At 74.0% G+C, this 18,097-nt stretch carries 14 protein-coding genes; 3 read left to right on the top strand and 11 right to left on the bottom strand.

Annotation, left to right across the window (positions count from 1 at the left end; genetic code table 11):
- Window positions 1-63: 63 nt before the first annotated feature.
- Window positions 64-669, bottom strand: a complete 606-nt coding sequence (locus FKM96_RS11215; protein WP_147797069.1) for a hypothetical protein — start codon at window positions 667-669, stop codon at window positions 64-66.
- A gap of 263 nt (window positions 670-932) precedes the next feature.
- Here FKM96_RS11215 and FKM96_RS11210 point away from each other — a divergent pair, with 263 nt between their 5' ends.
- Window positions 933-2,390, top strand: a complete 1,458-nt coding sequence (locus FKM96_RS11210) for a sugar porter family MFS transporter (protein WP_147795300.1) — start codon at window positions 933-935, stop codon at window positions 2,388-2,390.
- Between the two features lie 150 nt (window positions 2,391-2,540).
- The gene (locus FKM96_RS11205) at window positions 2,541-3,302 is read left to right on the top strand and encodes an ABC transporter ATP-binding protein (protein ID WP_147795299.1); all 762 of its coding nucleotides are present in this window, start codon (window positions 2,541-2,543) and stop codon (window positions 3,300-3,302) included.
- A 28-nt stretch (window positions 3,303-3,330) separates the two neighbouring features.
- Here the strand turns inward: FKM96_RS11205 and FKM96_RS21570 are convergent, their stop codons facing one another.
- Together FKM96_RS21570 and FKM96_RS11195 are read right to left on the bottom strand one after the other, a co-directional pair.
- On the bottom strand, window positions 3,331-5,208 hold the full coding sequence (locus FKM96_RS21570; RefSeq protein ID WP_168216960.1) for an ATP-binding cassette domain-containing protein: 1,878 nt from the start codon (window positions 5,206-5,208) through the stop codon (window positions 3,331-3,333).
- The gene (locus FKM96_RS11195; protein ID WP_147797068.1) at window positions 5,205-6,278 is read right to left on the bottom strand and encodes an ABC transporter permease; all 1,074 of its coding nucleotides are present in this window, start codon (window positions 6,276-6,278) and stop codon (window positions 5,205-5,207) included. The genes FKM96_RS21570 and FKM96_RS11195 overlap by 4 nt, the downstream gene beginning before the upstream one ends.
- A gap of 117 nt (window positions 6,279-6,395) precedes the next feature.
- On the opposite strand from FKM96_RS11195, the gene FKM96_RS21060 reads away from it, so the two are divergent.
- On the top strand, window positions 6,396-7,025 hold the full coding sequence (locus FKM96_RS21060) for a TetR/AcrR family transcriptional regulator (protein ID WP_147795297.1): 630 nt from the start codon (window positions 6,396-6,398) through the stop codon (window positions 7,023-7,025).
- A gap of 34 nt (window positions 7,026-7,059) precedes the next feature.
- On the opposite strand, the gene FKM96_RS11185 is transcribed toward FKM96_RS21060, so the two are convergent.
- From FKM96_RS11185 to esaA, 8 genes are all read right to left on the bottom strand, one after another.
- Entirely contained in the window at window positions 7,060-7,431 is a 372-nt protein-coding gene (locus FKM96_RS11185; protein ID WP_147795296.1) for a hypothetical protein, read from the bottom strand.
- Window positions 7,428-7,838: a hypothetical protein gene (locus tag FKM96_RS11180; RefSeq protein ID WP_147795295.1), complete on the bottom strand. Its 411-nt coding sequence runs from the start codon at window positions 7,836-7,838 to the stop codon at window positions 7,428-7,430. Before FKM96_RS11180 ends, FKM96_RS11185 begins: the two co-directional genes overlap by 4 nt.
- 189 nt (window positions 7,839-8,027) lie before the next feature.
- Window positions 8,028-8,321 (bottom strand): WXG100 family type VII secretion target, encoded by a 294-nt coding sequence (locus FKM96_RS11175; RefSeq protein WP_147795294.1) that lies wholly within the window; start codon window positions 8,319-8,321, stop codon window positions 8,028-8,030.
- Window positions 8,322-8,403: 82 nt separating this feature from the next.
- Window positions 8,404-12,918: a type VII secretion protein EssC gene (essC, locus tag FKM96_RS11170; RefSeq protein ID WP_147795293.1), complete on the bottom strand. Its 4,515-nt coding sequence runs from the start codon at window positions 12,916-12,918 to the stop codon at window positions 8,404-8,406.
- Window positions 12,915-14,141, bottom strand: a complete 1,227-nt coding sequence (essB, locus tag FKM96_RS11165; RefSeq protein ID WP_147795292.1) for a type VII secretion protein EssB — start codon at window positions 14,139-14,141, stop codon at window positions 12,915-12,917. The genes essC and essB overlap by 4 nt, the downstream gene beginning before the upstream one ends.
- Window positions 14,141-14,389 carry an EsaB/YukD family protein gene (locus tag FKM96_RS20685; protein ID WP_168216959.1) on the bottom strand — a complete coding sequence of 83 codons (249 nt, stop codon included), beginning with the start codon at window positions 14,387-14,389 and terminating at the stop codon, window positions 14,141-14,143. The genes essB and FKM96_RS20685 overlap by 1 nt, the downstream gene beginning before the upstream one ends.
- Entirely contained in the window at window positions 14,382-14,807 is a 426-nt protein-coding gene (locus FKM96_RS20680; RefSeq protein ID WP_168216958.1) for a hypothetical protein, read from the bottom strand. Before FKM96_RS20680 ends, FKM96_RS20685 begins: the two co-directional genes overlap by 8 nt.
- A 52-nt stretch (window positions 14,808-14,859) precedes the next feature.
- On the bottom strand, window positions 14,860-17,721 hold the full coding sequence (esaA, locus tag FKM96_RS20675; protein ID WP_168216957.1) for a type VII secretion protein EsaA: 2,862 nt from the start codon (window positions 17,719-17,721) through the stop codon (window positions 14,860-14,862).
- Window positions 17,722-18,097: the final 376 nt, after the last annotated feature.

The following is an 18,097-nucleotide window of genomic DNA, read 5'->3' as shown; positions in this document are numbered from 1 at the left end:
TCACGTCCTGGGCGCGGACGGGTGAGCATCGCCACGGCCGGTGCGGGAACAACCCCGCGCGGCTCACTCGAGGGAGCCGGACCGCCACAGGTGGGCCGCCTGCTCCAGCTCCTCGGCGGTGCGCACGAGCGACCCCGCGCTGCGCGTGAGCCGGGCGGAGGCGTCGTCGCCCGTGAGGTCCAGGTGGTCGGCGTCGAAGGCCGCGCCGGTCGCGAGCACCCGGCAGAACGCCGCGCCGCGCTCCAGCGTCACCGCGAGGTCGCCGGTCCACACGCCCGACAGCACGGCGTCCAGCAGCACGCGCAGCTCCTCCGGCCCGGGCGGGCTGACGACCCCGACGACGACGTGGTGCACCGGCGCCGCGTCGAGCCCGAGGCGGTACCGGTCGGCGAGGGTCGCCGGGTCCCGGCGCACCCACTCGCGCAGCACGTACAGCCGCCACAGGGTGCCGGGCAGGGTCGTCGCGGGGCTGTCGGACCACAGGGCCGCCACGACGTCGAGCCCCTCGGTCTCGACGAGGCGCACCAGCCGCTCGACGAGCGCCGGGTCCTCCTCGCCCTCGGCCCGCCCGCGGTGCACGATCGCCGCCGCCGTGGTGTGCGCGACCTGCGACCGCAGCGCGGGGTCCATGTCGCCGGGCAGCTGGTCGGCGTCGCGCGGGTCGAGCATGGCGGGGCGGCGGAACCGCGGGCGGTCGTGGGGGGTCACCCGTCGATTGTCCGCCGGAACGCGGCGCGCGTCGCGGTCGGTCCCCGCCGGCGCGCGGACCGCCGCGGGACGGGTTACGGTTCCCGCCGCGCACCGAAGCCCGGCCTTCCGGGTGCGGGATGCGCTGCGCGGGTGAAAGGTGAGAACGCCTCGACCGGCGCCCGACGATGTGCTCCGGCCCAGGTGTTCTCTTCGCAGGACGAGCGGAGCAAGGAGAAGACGTCATGGCCGAAGGCAGTGCCCGACCCTCGACGGGGAGGCACCCGTCGCACAACAAGGCGATCGGCCTCGCGGTCGCCGCCGCGGTCGGCGGGTTTCTGTTCGGGTTCGACTCGTCCGTCATCAACGGCGCCGTCGACGCGATCCAGGGCCAGTTCGACCTGGGCGCGACCCTCACCGGGTTCGCCGTCGCCGTCGCGCTGCTCGGCTGCGCCGTCGGCGCCTGGGCGGGCGGCCGGCTCGCCGACCACTGGGGCCGCACCAAGGTGATGGTGCTGGGCTCCGTGCTGTTCTTCGTGTCCTCGATCCTGTCCGCGATCGCGTTCAGCGTCTGGGACCTGATCATCTGGCGCGTCCTCGCCGGCGTCGGCATCGGCATCGCCTCGGTGATCGCCCCCGCCTACATCGCCGAGATCGCGCCCGCGGCGCTGCGCGGCCGGCTCGGCTCGCTGCAGCAGCTCGCGATCACGCTCGGCATCTTCGCCGCTCTGCTGTCCGACCAGCTGCTGCAGGAGGCCGCGGGCGGCGCGTCCGAGGAGCTGTGGCTGGGCTGGGAGGCCTGGCGCTGGATGTTCCTCGTCGCCGTCGTGCCCGCCGCCGTCTACGGCATCCTCGCGCTGCGGATCCCCGAGTCGCCGCGCTACCTGGTGGCCAAGGGCCGCCGCGACGAGGCGGTCGCCGTCCTCGAGAGCGTGCTCGGCCCCGACGAAGACGCCCGCGAGCGCGTCGCCCAGATCGAGAAGACCATCGAGAAGGACAAGGCGCTCGAGGCGCAGGCCACGCTGCGCGGCCCGCGGTTCGGCCTGCTGCCCGTGGTCTGGGTCGGCATCCTGCTGTCGGTCTTCCAGCAGTTCGTCGGCATCAACGTGATCTTCTACTACTCGACGACCCTCTGGCAGGCCGTCGGGTTCGACGAGAGCCAGTCGTTCCTCGTCTCCACGATCACCTCGGTCACCAACGTGGCCGTCACGTTCATCGCGATCGCGCTCATCGACAAGGTGGGCCGCCGCCCGATCCTGCTCACCGGCTCGGCGGGCATGACCGTCTCGCTCGCCGTCATGGCGCTGGCGTTCACGCAGGCGTCCGGTTCGGGCGAGAACGTGTCGCTCCCGTCGCCGTGGGGTCCGGTCGCACTGGTCGCCGCGAACGCCTTCGTCGTGTTCTTCGGGGCGTCCTGGGGCCCGCTGGTCTGGGTCCTGCTCGGCGAGATGTTCCCCAACCGGATCCGCGCCGCCGCGCTGGGCGTCGCCGCCGCCGCGCAGTGGATCGCGAACTTCGTCATCACGGTGACGTTCCCGCCGCTGCTCGACACCTTCGGCGCGACCGGGCCGTACCTGATGTACGCCGTGTTCGCCGGCCTGTCGTTCTTCTTCGTGCTCGGCAAGGTCCCGGAGACCAAGGGCGTCGAGCTCGAGGACATGGAGGACCTGCCCCCGGCGCGCCGCCGGGAGGCGCGCGCCTGACGCGCTCGTTTGCGCCCGACCGAGCCCCTCGCGGAAACTTCGCGGGGGGCTCGGCCGTTGTCACGACGGCCGTCATCGCTCGAAGGGACACGCTGTGGGTACGCCGCACGACCACGCCGACCGGACCGACGCCGCGCGGGAGGTGACCCGATGAGCGCCGCGCTCGCCGCGCACGACGTCTGGGCCGGCTACGGCGGCGCCGCGGTGCTCCAGGGCGCCTCGCTGTCCGTCGCCCCGGGTGAGACCGTGGGCCTGATCGGCCGTTCCGGCGCGGGCAAGTCGACGCTCGCGCAGGTGCTGCTCGGCCGGCACAAGCCGACGCAGGGCCGCGCGACCTACGGCGCCCGCCCCGTCACCAAGATGTCCCGCAAGGAGACCAAGGCGTTCCGCTCGACCGTGCGCGCCGTGCACCAGGAGGGCCTGGTGGGCGTCGACAGCCGCACGTCGGTCGCCAAGGTGCTCCAGTCCACGCTGAACGACTCCCGCAAGGCGGGGCGGGCCACCGGGCTGGAGCCCGCGGACGTGCTCGCGCGCGTGGGCCTGGAGCCGCGGTTCCTCGACCGCACGCTGCACTCGCTGTCCGGCGGCGAGAAGCAGCGGCTGGCGCTCGCCGACGCGCTGGCGACGCGCCCCGAGATCCTCGTGCTCGACGAGCCCGCCACCGCGCTCGACCCGGCGCTCCGCGAGGCCGTCGCCGACCAGGTGGCCGCCATCGCCGCCACCGGGGTCGGGCTGCTCGTGGTGTCGCACGACCTGCGGCTGGTCGACCGGCTCGCCGACACGGTGCACGTGCTCGGCGAGGGCCGGATCGTGGAGTCGGGGTCGATGCGGTCGCTGCTGTCCGACCCGCAGGCCGCGGAGACGCGGGAGCTGGCCGAGGCGTACCCGGAGGCCGTGGGCGCGTTCCGCTGACGGCGGGCGGGCCGCCCGGGCCGCGGGCTCAGAGCGAGCCGAGCGTGAGCACCTCCTCCAGCCGCGCGGGCACGGGGCGGGCGTCGCCGCGCACGCCCGCCGCGGCGAGCGCCCGGGCGACCTCGTCGGCGTCCGCCCCGGCCACCCGCACGGCGCGGCCGGCCACGGTCACCGGGAGCCCCGCCGCGCTCAGCGCCCCGAACGCCGCCTGCCAGTCCGGCGTCCCGACCTCGACCGCCGTGGTCCCGTCCAGCACGTCCGCGAGCGTCCCCGCGGCGACGCGCCGGCCCCGGGACAGCAGCACGAGCGCGTCGCACTGCTCGGCCTCCTGCATGTAGTGCGTGGTCACGAGGACCGCGACTCCCGCCTCGGCCTGCTCGTGCACCGTGTCCCAGAGCGCCGCGCGGGCCAGCGGGTCGACGCCGGACGTCGGCTCGTCCAGGACCAGCAGCTCCGGCGCGTGCGACAGCGCCGCGGCGAACGCGAGCCGCCGCTGCAGGCCCAGCCCGAGCGACCCGACCAGCCGGTCCCGCTGCGCGGCCAGGTCGGCGGGCGGCTCCGGGACGTCGTCCAGCCCGTACGCCGCCGCCACGAACGCGAGGTTCTCCGCCACCGTGAGGTCCGCGGCCAGCCCGAGTCCCTGGGGGACGTAGCCGATCCGCCGGCGGACGTCCCGGGACGGCGCGCCGCCGAGCACCCGCACGGTGCCGGACGTCGGGGCGAGCAGGCCCAGCACGGTGCGGATCAGCGTCGTCTTGCCGGCGCCGTTCGCGCCGAGCAGGCCGAGCACCTGGCCGGGACGCACGGTCAGGGAGACGTCGTCGACGGCGCGGAACCCGCCGAAGGCGGTGACGACGTGCGCGGCCTCGACCGCCGCGGCTGCGGCGGCCGAGGCGGCGGGGCCCCCGGCACCGGCGCGTTGGTGCACATGCGCCGAGTGGACACCCGACACGTCGAGCGAGTAGTCGGCGGCTACTCGCTCGACGTGTCGAGTACCCCCTCGGTGCGCGGGGTGTGCGGCAGCGGGCGCGGCTTCGGTGCCGCGCCGCTCCAGGGTCAGCGCGATCACCGCGTCCTCGAGGTCGGCCGGGGCCTCGCCCTCCCCGGGCGCGACGAGCGCGTGCACGGCGCCCCCGCGGCGCCACTCCGCGACCGGCACCGCCCCGACCGGCCCCGCCTCCGGCACCGCCGCCGGGCCCCCCAGGCGACTGTCCGCTCCGACCGCGCGGACCGCGATCGACCCCCGAACCCGGGACGCCGCCTCCGACGGGTCGCCGCGGTAGACCGCCACCCCGCCGTCCAGCACCAGCACCGTCGCCGCGCGCTCCGCCTCGTCGAGGTACGTCGTCGTCACCAGCACCGCGGTGCCCCCGGCCGCCGCCGCGGACAGCATCCGCCAGAGGTCGACCCGGCTCACCGGGTCGACGCCCGTGGACGGCTCGTCCAGCACCACGAGCTTCGGGTCGGGGAGCACCGCGAGGCAGAACCCCAGCTTCTGCCGCATGCCCCCGGACAGCTCCCGTCCCAGCCGGTGCGGCACGTCGGCCAGCCCGGCCGCGCCCAGGAGCCGGTCGCCGCGGTCGCGGGCGGTCGCGGCGTCGAGCCCGTAGGCCCGCGCGACCAGGTCGACGTTCTCCGCCACGCTCAGGTCGGCCCACACCCCGGAGGTCGCGGGCAGGAAGCCGGTGCGGCGCGCGCCGGCCCGCCGCACCTCGCCCGCGTCGGCGACCTCGCGCCCGACCAGCAGGCGGGCCAGCGTGGTCTTCCCCGCGCCGTCGCCGCCCACGACCGCCGTGATCTCCCCCGCCGGCACCGGCAGCGTGACCGCGTCGAGCGCGACGTGCCCACCGCGGCGCACCGTGACGTCGCGGACGCCCCAGGTCGCCGTCGTCGCCACGGCGGTCACCGCCCGACCTCGGCCGGCGCGGCGGAGGCGGCCGCCGCCCCCCGCGGGCGGCGGGGCGTGATCGACGCGCGGAACCGCCAGACCGCGGCGCCGAACACCAGCACGGCCATGCCGGCCAGCACCGTGATCGGGAGCCACAGCGCGTCGATCCCGGCGCCGCGCAGCATCACGCCCTGCGACACCTGCGTGAAGTAGGTGAGCGGCAGGCAGTACCCGATCCAGCGCACCCCGAGCGGCATCGCGTCGAGCGGGAAGATGATCCCCGACAGCAGGATCTGCGGCAGCAGCACGAGGATCGCGGCCTGGATCGCCTGCCCGGCGTTCTGCGACACGGTCGAGATGAACACCCCGATGCCGAGCACCACGAACAGGAAGACCGCCCCGGCGAGGGCGAACAGCGCCACGTTCCCGGTGAACGGCACCCCGAAGATGAGCATCCCCAGCACCGTCACGACGACGAGGTCGAGCGCCGCGAGCAGGAAGTACGGCGCGATCTTGCCGACGATGACGTCGATCGGCCGCAGCGGCATCACCGCCAGCTGCTCCAGGGTCCCGGCCGCCCGCTCCTTCACCAGGCCGATGCTCGTGATGATCGTGCCGATGAACGTGAGGATCAGGCCGATCAGCGCGGGCACCATGACCCACGACGTCTCCAGGTCGGGGTTGAACAGGATCTCGGGCTGCACGGCGTCGCCGAGCCGCGCGACCACGACGTTCGCGGCCTGGGCGGCGAACAGGTTCGTGCCGTCGATCAGCACCTCCGGGACCGTCGCCGCCCCCTCCCCGGTGACGACCGCGACGTCGTACCGGTTGGCGGCGAGCGCGTCGACGGCGTCGGCCCGGTCGTCGCCCGGCAGCACGTCCCGGACGTCGAGCGTGCCGCCCGCCGGAGAGCCGGCGATCCGGTCCGCCGCCTCGGTGGCGCCCGGCCCGACGACCAGCGTGGTCAGGCTGTCGACCGTGAAGTTGGCCGCGAAGCCGAAGATCGTCAGCAGCAGCAGCGGCAGGACGACCAGCATCGCGACGGTCCGGCGGTCCCGGCGCAGCTCGCGGAACTCCTTGAGGATCATGGCGCGCACGGCGCTCGCCTCCCGGCATCGGGGCGTCTCCGACGGCGCCCGTCCACGTCCCACCGTAGCACCGAACCGGAACCTCCGATTCCGCTTACGGGCACCTATCCTGAGCCGGTGAGAGCGGACGCGGCACGGAACCAGCAGCGGGTGCTGGACGCCGCGCGCACCCTGTACTCGGCGCGGGGGCTCGACGAGCCGATGGAGGCGGTGGCCCGCGCCGCCGGCGTGGGCGTCGGCACCGTCTACCGGCACTTCCCCGACCGGTCCGCGCTGGTGCGGGCCGTCGTCGCCGACCGGCTGGCCCACGTCGGCGGCCTGCTCGACCGGGCCGGCGCCGGGCTCGCGGGCGACGACCCGCACACGGCGTGGGAGCAGTTCCTCACCGGCTTCCTCGAGTCCGGGCTGCCGCTGCTGCTGCCGGTGCTGGTGCCGCGCGCCCGCGACGCGGACGTGTTCACCCCGGAGCTCGTCGAGCGCCGCACGGCCACGGCGCTCGCCGCGGGCGAGGTCGTCCGGACCGCCCAGCGGCTCGGGCTCGTGCGGGATGACATCGGGGTCCCGGAGATCCTGCTGACCTTCGCGTCCGCGCTGCGCCCGCTGCCCGGGCTCCCGGACGAGCTCAACGCGGCGCTGCTCGCGCGGCGCGCGCCGCTGCTGCGGGCCGCGCTGCGGCCGGGCGGGGACCCGCTGCCGGGGCGGCCGGTCGAGGTGGCGGACCTGCTGGCGGCGATCGGCGGGCCGTGACCCGCACGCTCACGTCCGCGCCGACCTCGGTGGTTCAGTACCCCCGGTAGAACGCCATGATGCCCAGCCACAGCAGGAACGGGCCGCAGCACATCAGCGCCAGGACAACGGCCGAGACCGCCACCACGATCGCCTGGAAGGCCGCGTCGTCGGGCACCAGCCGGTTCGACCGGACCCCGAGCACCACCCCGGTGACCGCCACCGGCAGAGCGAGGAGCCCAGCCGCCCACAACGGACCCCAGTTGAAGTCGTGGTACGCGTTCGTGAACCCGCCGACGACCCCGAGCGCGACGATCGCGAGGACGACCGCGGACAGGACGTGCGCCGAGCGGCGCCACCTCTGCGCGGTGCGCAGGTCACGGGGGTCGACGGGGACGTCGCCGGCCGCCGGCTGCCCGGCGCTCAATGGTCGACCGCCGGGCTGACGACGGTGAAGAACACGCGCTGCGGGACTGGCGGCGGGCTCCCCCAGCCCCCGAGCGCCACGGTCCACGACCCGCCCACGTCCCGCGTGCGCAACGTCGTGTCCACGCCACTGACGTCCGGATCGTGCCGGCTGCCCGAGACCCACCCCTCGGCCCGAAGCAGCCGGATCATCTCCTCGGCCACCTGCACCGGCGACGTCGGCCAGTCCTGCGCCAGCTCCAGATCGACGCGGATCTGCCAGTACCGCCACGGGTCCGACGCACTGGTCTCGACCTGCCGCGTCCCCGATCTGACGATGTCGTCCTGGTACCGCGGCACCCCCTCCGCCGCCGTCAGCAGCAGCTCGGCGATCTCCTCCGCCCGCTCCCGCACCTCGTCCTCGCTCACCGCACTCCTCCCACACCCCGAGACCACGAGGGCGCCGACCAGAGCCAGCACCGAGCCCACCCGCACGCGCGACGGTGCTCGCCCCGGGGTCGCGGTTCGCCGCACCCGGCGCCACTCGCTCCGCGCGCCGGAACGCGTTCCGGCGGGCGGGTGGCCGACGACCGGGCCGCCGGCCACCCGCGCCACGGCTCAGCCCCGGATCTGGGACGCGATGTCCGCGTCGGTCTGCTCGATGATCTCGGCGACCTTGTTGAGCTGCTCGTTGATCGCCTGCAGCAGCTCCGCGAACTCCTTGATCTTGGGAGAGAGCTCGTTGAACTGCTCGTCGAAGCTCTCGAACGCCGACCCCTCCCAGTTGTCACTGATGACGCCCTGCTCCGTGGTCAGGGTCGAGAGGATCTCCTCGATGCCCTGGGAGCCGTCCGTGTACTTCTGCGCGGAGGTGCGCAGCTCGTCCGGCGTGAGCTTGATCTGTCCGGCCATCGTTCTCTCCATCTCCTCGGTGGCGTCCCCGGACCCCGGGGACGTGTGCGCGGTCCGAACGACCCCGCCGATCTCGCGCCTGTCACCCCGGCGCCGGGAGCTTCACCCGCGTGGCCCGCCCGTCGACGACGACGTACCCCTCGCGGTCCCCGGGGTCCGGCTCCCGGCTCGCGAGGTTCGCGGCCTTCAGCACGGACTGGTCGCCGAACCTGCCCACGACCAGGCCGGCCGTGATCTTCTTGACCACCCGGCCCAGGCCGTCGAAGCTCTTCCCCGCGGTGGCCGACGTGCCGCCGAGGAGGATCGGCATCCCGAACGCCGGTCCCTCGGCCAGCAGCCGCACCAGGTCGGCGAGGCGCGCCTCCCCGAGGTGCTCCGGCGCTCCCGCCACGTCGGCGAGCACGACGAGCGCAGCCTCGAGCCCCCGCGCGTGGTCCGCGAGGCTCGGCGGATCGGGCACCTCCTGCGTCTGGTGGTAGGCCTCCTGGCGCGCCGCGAGCTCCGCGAGGGCGGCCTCCAGCACCGCGGCCGTCCCGGCGGGCTCTCCCTCCGGTCGGGTGCGGCGCACCAGCTCGCGCAGCGCGCCGGCCTGGTCGTCCAGCACGAACGCTCCGCCCGGGAACGCGGCCGCTCCCGTCTCCCACAGCAGCGTCAGGGTGCGGCCGACCCGTTCCGCGTCGCCCGCGAGCACGAGCGCCTGCCGGCACCGCATCAGGGGGATGCCGACGGGATGCACCGTCTTGAGGTCCAGACCGACGGGCAGCCCGCCGGAGGCGACGAGCAGCGCGGTCTCCGGCCGACCGACCAGGTCGCCGACCTCGAGCCGGTCGGGGACCACGGGGAGGGGCTCCGGCCGTCGACCGCGCCAGCGCTCGTCCATCGCGCGCGCCTCCGCCTGGATGGCCTCGATCACGGCCAGCGCGTCCGCACCGTCGGCGGGCAGCGCGGTCTGAAAGGTCTCGGGCTGGTCGAGCCGGACGAGGCCGCGGCCGGGGACGTCGTCGATCTGCAGCGCGGTCCGGCCGACGATGCCGCGGGCCTCGCCGTCGTCGTTGAGCCGGAGCGCGATCTGCGTCTTGATGTTGGCGGAGAGGGTGGTGCGCAGGCTGGCCTGCCGCCCGGCGGTGAGCGCGAGGTGGATCCCCAGCCCCGCCCCCTCGCGTGCGACCGACGTGAGCAGCCCGGTCAGGGCCTCCTCGCCCGGCATGTCCTTCAGCCCTTCGAACCCGTCGACGACCAGCAGGACGTGCGGCAGCACCTCGCCAGACGCCCGCTCGAACATCTCGAGGCTGGCGACCGAGTGCTCGCCGAGCCGGCGCTTGCGCCGCTTGATCTCGGCCTCGAGGCGGGTGGCGAGCTTCTGCGCCTTCTGGGCGTCCTCGCTCGTCAGGGTGTCCGCGACCTGCGGCAGGCCGCGCAGGGGCAGCAGCCCGTTGGTGCCGAGGTCGAGCAGGTAGACGTGGAGGTGCTCCGGGCTGTGACCGCGGGCCAAGCCCATGACGAGGGTCTGCAGGAACGTCGACTTCCCGTACCCGGGGCTCGCGAACAGCGCGAGGTGCCCGTCGCGGGAGAGGTCGAGCCGGAGGGTGTCCTGCCGCTGCAGGCTCGGGACGTCGACGGTGCCGACGACCGGCCGCAGCGCGGACTTCGCCCCGGACCACGCGAGATCGGGATCGCACGGGTCCAGGTCCGTGACGTGGATGCGCTCGGGGAGCGGCGGCAACCACGGCCGAGGCAGCGGCGGCACGGACTCCTCGCGGGCGGCGCGGGCGACCTCCGCGACGACCGCCTCGAGCTCCGTGGGGACCCGCTGCACCGAGTCCGCGCGGTCCAGCCCGGAGAGGTCCGGGCTGAGGATCTCGTACTGGCCGAGGTCGTTGATCGCGGAGATGCTGACGTCCTCCTGCGGGCCGGCATCGCGGTCGGGTCGGTAGTCGGCGCCGCTCCACGCGCTCTGGAAGAGCTCGTAGATCTCGTTGTTCCCGACCTGCAGGTAGGCGCGCCCGGGCAGCGTGATCTCGGCGGCGTCCGGCGTCTTGATGATCTCCGTCGAGTCGGCCTTGTCCGCGACCTTGAGCGCGAGCTTGAACTTCGAGTTCGACCAGATCTGGTCGTTGACGACTCCCGACGGCTTCTGCGTGGCGAGGATCAGGTGGACGCCGAGCGAGCGTCCGATGCGTGCCGTGGACACGAGCTCGTCCATGAACTCGGGTTGCTCCGACTTCAGCTCGGCGAACTCGTCGGAGATCAGGAACAGGTGCGGCATCGGCTCGGCCGCGTCGCCCTGCTTCACCAGCTTCTGGTACTGGTTGATGTGGTTGACGTCGTGCGCCGCGAACACGCGCTGCCGCCGCTTGAGCTCTGCGTTGATGGACACGAGCGCCCGCATGCTCTGGGCGCCGTCGAGGTTGGTGATGGTCCCGAGCAGGTGCGGGAGGTCGGCGAACAGGTTCGCCATCCCGCCGCCCTTGTAATCGATGAGCAGGAACGCGACGTCGTGCGGGTGGAAGGTGACGGCCAGGCTGAGGATGTAGCTCTGGATGATCTCCGACTTGCCGGAGCCGGTCGTCCCGGCCACGAGTCCGTGCGGGCCGTGCGCCTTCTCGTGCAGGTCGAGCCGCACGACGTCGTCGGGGCCGCGAAGTCCCAGGGGGACGCCGAGCGTGCGGTGCGGCGCGTTGGCCGCCCAGCGCCCGGGCACGGCGAGCTGCTCCACGCGCTCCACGCCGTAGAGCTCCAGGAACGTCACCGACTCCGGGATGCTGCTGCGCACGTCCTGGAGGTGGTTCAGCGCACCGATCATCCGCGGGAGGCGTTCGCGGTCGAACCCGGGGGGAAGCCGGTCCGGGACGAACCGGGTGTCCTGGAGCTCGCCCTGCTCCAGCACCAGGACGCCCGTCGCCTTGTCCCGGATGTCGATGACCGTCGTCACGGAGTCGGACAGGCCGGACATCGTCTCCTGGACCACCACGACGCTGCAGCCCAGGTCCACGGGGTCGCCACGGAGGAACTCCATGACGACGTGGTCCGTCACCAGCGTCTCGTCCAGGATCACCACGACGAGATGCGGGACGAACATGGTGCTGCGGCCGGCGCGGTGCTCCGACCGGGCCTTCTGGCGCGCCTTGAGGATCTGGTCGAGGCTGGCAAGGACCTGGTCGCGGGACCGCTGGTCGTGCACGAACCCCCGGACGTTCACGTCCCGCAGGCTGGAGTGCCGGTACCAGCGCATCCACTCCCAGTCCGGCTCCTCGGACTCCGGGAACACGACCACGAACTGCAGGTCGTGGTAGCTGTGGAAGAACGCCAGCTGGGCGACGAGGATCTGCAGCTGCTCGACCACCAGCCTGCGAGGCCCGACGTAGCCGACCGGGCCGTGCCGGAGATCGGCGGTGACGGGCATCAGGTCGAGCGCCGCCGTGCTGTCGCAGAGGTGCCGGGCGAGCGCGTCGAGCTCGGCGCCGGTCGCCACCTTGGCGCGGTCGGCGAACTCGGCGGTCGTGGCGGCGGGCACCGTCCCGAGCCCCAGCCGGAAGTGCAGGAAGTCGACGTGCGACGGCGCCTTCTCGAACACCCGCGGGCTGAACCCCGCGGTGAGCCGGTCGAGCGTCGCGACGTCGGGGTAGTGGTAGAAGGCCCCGGAGCGCTGCCCCTCGGCCGCCGCGTGGATCTCCACGGCGCTGTCGCGCAGGTGCTCCCGGAACGCCCCCTCCTGCGCGGCTCGCTCTCGCTCCTGGGTGCGTCGGTCCCTGCGGTACCCCACGACGGAGAACACGACCGTCACCAGCGAGGTCGCGCCGGACGCGAGCACGAACAGCGGGTTGCCCTGGAGGAACGCCATGCCGGCCGTCACCCCGAGCATCAGCAGCGGCGGGACGATCAGCTTCGCGAGCTGGCCCGAGCGCTTGTCGTCGTGGGTCGGGACGCCGTTCACGGCGACGGTTCCCTCCGGGGCCCGGTGCACCAGGCGCGGCGACCGCCGGACGTCGGGATACCCCGTCGGCGGCGTGCGGGCGGCGGTCGCGCGGGCAGGCAGCCGCGAGGCACGCACGGCTCCGGCGTCGGCGTGCAGCTCGTCGTCGAACAGGACGAGGTCGTGCGGACCGGACCCCAGATGGTCGCCGTCGCGCAGCACCACCCGGCCCGGCGCCTGCCGCACGTTGTTGACGAAGACGTCGCTGCCCGTGATCGACGCGACCCAGCCGCTCCGGCCCGCCCGCCGTGCCGTCAACGACATCCCCGGCTGCGCCGCGGTGAGGCAGTCGCCCGCGCGAGGACCGACGACGAGCTGGTCGCGCCCGCGCAGGTCGTACACGACCCGCGCTCCGTCCGGGGTGTGGCACGCCTCGACCCGCGTGCCGGCGGCGTCGACCGAGACCCACGCGTCTCCGGGTCCCGAGGCCTGGCGCTCGCCGACGGCGAGCGCGAGCACCTCCCCCACCAGGCGCACCGTGATCGGCGGGACGTCCACGGCCGGCGGCAGGTGCGCGTCGCAGTCCGGCCCGTGGCCGAGCCGCACCTCGGTGCGGCCACCCAACGCCACGAGGTATCGCACGCCGTCGATCGCGACCGCCACGGTCCCGCCCGCCGGGCTCACGCCTCCTCCGCGTCGGGCGCGCTGCCGCCGGCGTCCTCGCCGTCCGCGCCTCCGTCGACCGCGGAGCCCCGAGCATGGAGGTACCGGTCGTACTCGGACTGCAGGTCGTCCAGGCGGGCCTCCCGCTCGGAGCCGTTCAGCGCCCCGTCCGCCCGGACCTGCTCCTGGAGCAGCGTCAGCGCGTAGAGCACGAGGTCGACGTCGTCGAGGCCCTTGGCGCGGTCGAGCGCGTCCTCGAGCTCGCCGCGACCGACCTGGACCCAGTACGACAGGAAGTCCCGCTCCGAGCTCAGGGACAACCCGTTCTCCACCGCGGCCCGCTGCGCCTCGCTGAGGTTCGCGTTGCGCAGGTAGCTGGTGGCGAGCGCGAACCGCTGCGTCAGCGGCAGCCGCTCCTGGTCGACCGGGCGCAGGGTCTCGATCACGCCCTCGTAGTCCCCGGCGACGTACCGGCTGTCCGCCTCGAGCATCCGCGCGTCGAACGGTGCCTGCACGAACAGCGCGTACCCGGCCACTGCCGTGGCACCGAGCGCCAGGACCCCCAGCCACACGGCGGCGTGCCGGAACCCCGCGTGGGCGCGCCGGCTCACGCGCACGCGCGTGGCCCGGTCGTCGGCGGCCGTCTCGTCGTAGAGCGTGGTCAGGTACGCGACCAGCTCGTCGACCGATGCCGCACCGACCACCGCGCGCTCGAAGGCGTTCGCGCGTCGCAGGGTGAGCGTCCCGTCGACCAGCTCGGTGAACGACTGGCCCCGGTCCATCGTCGCGAGCACCAGCGCCTGGTACTGCCGCAGCAGGTGCCGGGGACCATCGCCGCGCGGCGGCATCACGCCGGCGATGCCCCGGTACGCGAGCCGGGGACGCAGGTTCCGGTCGACCAGCAGGTTGCCGGGGTCGAGCAGGACCGCGTAGCCGCGGTCGGCCAGCGTCACGCACGCACGCACGTTGACGAGCGCGCGGAGCCGGTCGGCGCGGGGCATGCGCGTCACCTGCGCCCACTCCACCGTCCCCTCGCCGGGCACGAGGTGGAGCGTGACCTCGTCCTCCCCGTCCGAGACCCGGCACGGGAGGAGCGCGTCGTCGTCGTGCGCCAGCAGGTCGAGCTCCGCCCGGTGCCGCACCGGGACCAGCGAGTGCCGCAGCACCAGGCGCCACTCGTCACCGCCCGTCTCGAGGACGCACGGGACGCCGTCGAGCTCGAGACGCACCTCATCAGCAGCCATCAGCCGTACCTCCGGATCAGCTCGACCACGTCGCCGTCCGTCACCGGGTGCGCAGCCAGGACGTCCTCCTCCGTCAGCAGCAGGCCCTTGGCGAGGACCTGGAGCTGGTACTTGGGCAGCCCGGCGTCGAGGCCGGGGAAGATCGCGGCGAGCTCTCCGACGAGCCGGTGGACCGTCACGCGCGTGGGGACGCGCAGATCCGCGCGCCACTCCCCGGCGGTGAGCGTCACGTCGACGTGACTAGCCATCTGGGCACTCCTCTCGGTGGCGCAGCACGACCGAGAGCACCGCCCCGGCGGCCAGCAGGGCGACGGCTGCGAGCGGTCCCGCGGACCACCCGGGGTCGTCGTCCGCTCCGCCGGGGTCGCGGGTGGTCGTCGCTCGCGGGTACGCCTCGGTGTCGAACAGGTGCGAGGTCGGCACCGGTGTGCGGGAGGGCGCGCTGCCGCCCAGGAACAGCCGGGCGCTCGTGGCGCGCGCTGAGCGGCGTCGTTCCTCGGCCGCGGCGAGCGTCGCCGCCCGGTGCTCCGGGTCGAAGAGCATCGCTCTGTCGTCCGACCCGACCACGTCGGCCTGCTCGGCACGCTCCAGCCTCTCGACCCGCAGCCGCAGGTCGTTGACCCCGGGCTCCTCCGGCTCGTCCGCGGACGACGCCGCAGGGAACACCGTGAGCAGCGCAGCGCAGCGACCGCGGCGGCCGCCGCGGCTCGGCGACACCTCATGCCGGCACCGCCCTCCGTCGACGGGGCAGCAGCCGCGAGAGGTCGTCCTGCACCAGGAGGTCGAGCACGGCGCCTACCGCGAGCACGAGGAGCAGGGGCGCGATGGCGACGACGCCTCCGGGCTCGCCGCCCAGCACCGCCGACAGGGTCGACTCGGTGTGGCTGAGCGGGTTGACCGCAGCGACCGCGGCGGACAGCCCCGACGTGACGCCGGTGCCCACCGCGTCCGAGACGAAGACGTAGCCGACGAGCGTGAGCAGGCACAGCCCGACCCCCGACGACCGGAGCTGTCGGACGGACCAGTGCGCGAGCACCGTCAGCCCGACAGCGCTGAGCACCACCGCGGCGCTCCAGGTCAGCTGCGACTCGCGCGGCACGCCCAGGTCGGCGCCGCTCGCCCAGGCGAGCCCGATGCCGAGGAGCGCCCCGACGAGCGACGCCGTCCCGAGCGCGCGCGCGTTCGGCGCCAGCCACTGCGCGCCGCGCCGGGCGAACGCCGACCGCTGCCGGCGACCATCCGTCACGCCGGACACGAGGTAGCCCGACACGAAGCAGACCGAGAACACGATGAGCACCCACGGGAACGGTCGGGTCACGTCCGCCGACACCACGGGCTCGCGCCCCTGGGGCTCGACGGGATCCACGAGGAACCGCAGCAGGCGCTCGTTCAGGACCCCGGCGCTGTGCGCGTTCGAGAGCACCCCGCCGAACGAGTCCGCGAACGCCTGCGAGTCGTCGACCTGGCCGACGAGCGCCCGCGTGAGCAGATCGCTCCGCTCGTCGAGGTCCGCGGCGTCGCCGAGCAACCGGTCGACGTCCGCCCGCAGCCCGCGCATCAGGTCGGCGACGCGGCGCGCGTGGTCGGCGCCGACGAGCGCCGACGCCGCGAGCGACTCGCTCGTCCCGAGCAGGCCCCGCGCCTCGACCGCGACGGAGCGCGTCAGCGCGTCCGACTCCGCCACGGACCGCGCCGCCGTCCGCTCGCCCTCACGGATCTCCGCCATGGACGAGCGCAGGTCCGCCAGCGAGTCGAGCTGCCGCACGACGTTCTCCGAGAGCGTCTCGCGCGTCGCCTGGAGGAGAGCCAGGGACCACGCGAGCTCGTCCGCTGCGTCGACCATCCGATCGGCCAGCTCCCGGGCACCGACGAGGTGCAAGCGCTCGGACGTGATCTGCTGCTGCACGGCCATGGTGATGACCGCGTCCACGGCGAGCACCACGTCTGCGTCGGCGGGCAGCCCGCAGGTGGTCGCGCACCCGTGCGCGAGGCGGACGAGCTCGGCTGCCCGCTCGTACGCCGCCGCGACACGGGTGAGGGTGGCGCCGTACCGGGCAGCAGGTGCCGCGACGTCCGGCGCGGGGTCCGCGGGGTGCGCCGGGTCGCCGTCGCCCTCGGTGGGGTCCGCGTCGGGATCGGGCTCGGTGGCCGGCTCGGGGTCGGGGTCGGGCCCCGACGGCAGCGCGTCGAGCAGATCGGCGATCACGACGTCGAGGTCCCCGCCGACGACGCCGTCCGGGCTGACCGGCACGTCGGCGTGGCCGGCCCAGGTCATGACCTCGGCGAGGTCCTGCCTGATGTCCGACGCGACGTCCTCGAACTGGCCGCTCGCGTGCTCGAAGACGCCCTCGTCGACCGCCGCATCCAGCGCGCCCTGCGAGCGGTACGGCAGCACCGCGATCCGAGCTGCGACGAGCTCTGCCAGCCAGGGCACGAACTCCGGCTCGTCCCCCGACGTCGATCCGCTCTCCTGGGCGAACCGGAGGACGGCCGCGAGCGAGAGGACGCCGTGCTGGTCCGCACCGAGCGCTGAGCGGATGGTGGCCCCGTACTCCTCCAGGATCCGGTCCGGACCCAGCAGACCCAGCGCTCGGGCGCGGCCGGCGACCGACGCCTCCGCCTCGTCCGTGAGCTCGCGGACCGACCCCACCGCGGTGACGTGGTTGCCGCTGCCGTCCGTGTCGAGCTGACCACGCAGCGAGTCGGACGTCGCCACCAGCTCGTCGTACATGTGCTGCACCTCGTCGCTGAGCAACCGCGCGTCGGTCGCCAGCAACGACTCCAGGAAGGCGCCGTACGTCAACGCGCCGGCCTCTCGTGCAGACAGGAGATCGGCCAGCGAACCATCGTGCGCGCTGGCGCTCTCGACGCCGGACCGCAGGTCCCCGCCGAGGCGGTCGAGCGCGTCGACGAGCCCGAGGTGGGCGGTGACCGAGCCCTCCGAGACGTGCGTGAGGTCGGAGAGGCCGGTGCCGATCGCCCGCGCTGCCGGATCCACCTCCTCGACGAGGACGCCGACGTGACCCGCTTCCGCGTCCGCGACGAGCCGGACGTTCTCCTGCGCCTGGCGCAGGTTGCCGAGGATGGAGGCCACGTACATGTCGACCAGCTGCCCGTTGAGCTGACCGACGATCCCCCGCGCGCGGGAGTCGGCGACGGTCTCGACACGGGCGTTGCCGTTCCCGTTCACCTGGTAGGTGATGCCGATCGGTCCAGGCTCCTCCGCCTCGAGGTCGAGCAGCTTCTCCGAGAACTCCGCGGGGATGAGCACCAGGACGTGGTAGCTCCCCTGGGCGAGCCCGCTCTCGGCTACGCCCCGGCTCACGACCCGCCACACCGCCGACGTGTCGCTCTCGATCTGCCTCACGTAGGCGCGACCCAGGTTCACCTGCTCACCGCCGGCCTCGGCGCCCCGGTCCTCGTTCACCAGCGCGATGTTGAGCGACACGGGGCGGGCCGCCTGCGCGCCCGCTGTCGCCAACCCCTCCTGGTACTCGCTGTTCAGCGGGAGCAGCACCGAGGCGGTCAGTCCGACGGTGAACACGAGCACCACCAGAAGGCGAGCCAGCCGCGAGTTCACGATGCCCCCCTGCCCATCCACCCCACCCCTGTCGGTGCCGTCGAGCGATGCGGGCCCGCGCATGCGCGAAATCCGCGATAAAGGCGCGGCACGGCTGAAAGAGAATTCCTCGCGCCTCGTCTCTTGCGAACTATCTCCATTGCGCGCGTCGACCGACCCAGACCTGCGCACTTACCGGCGAGCGTAGGGCCGGGCGCGGAGACGAGGTCAACCTCGCACGGACATCTGTCCGAATAGTCACGTAGGCCGCTCGGCGGACCACCCGCTACTAGGTGGCGTCCGAGAAGTGGTATCGAGGCCACCCAGTTCGCACAGATTGGGGCAACTTGTGCCGCTCGCGCAGTTCGCGTCGTTTGTGAAGTCGGTCAACCCGCTC

The organism is Cellulomonas sp. Y8 (assembly GCF_008033115.1).
GTDB lineage: Bacteria > Actinomycetota > Actinomycetes > Actinomycetales > Cellulomonadaceae > Cellulomonas.
Note: the sequence above shows the minus strand (reverse complement) of the source record. Positions and strands in the feature narration are given on the sequence as shown.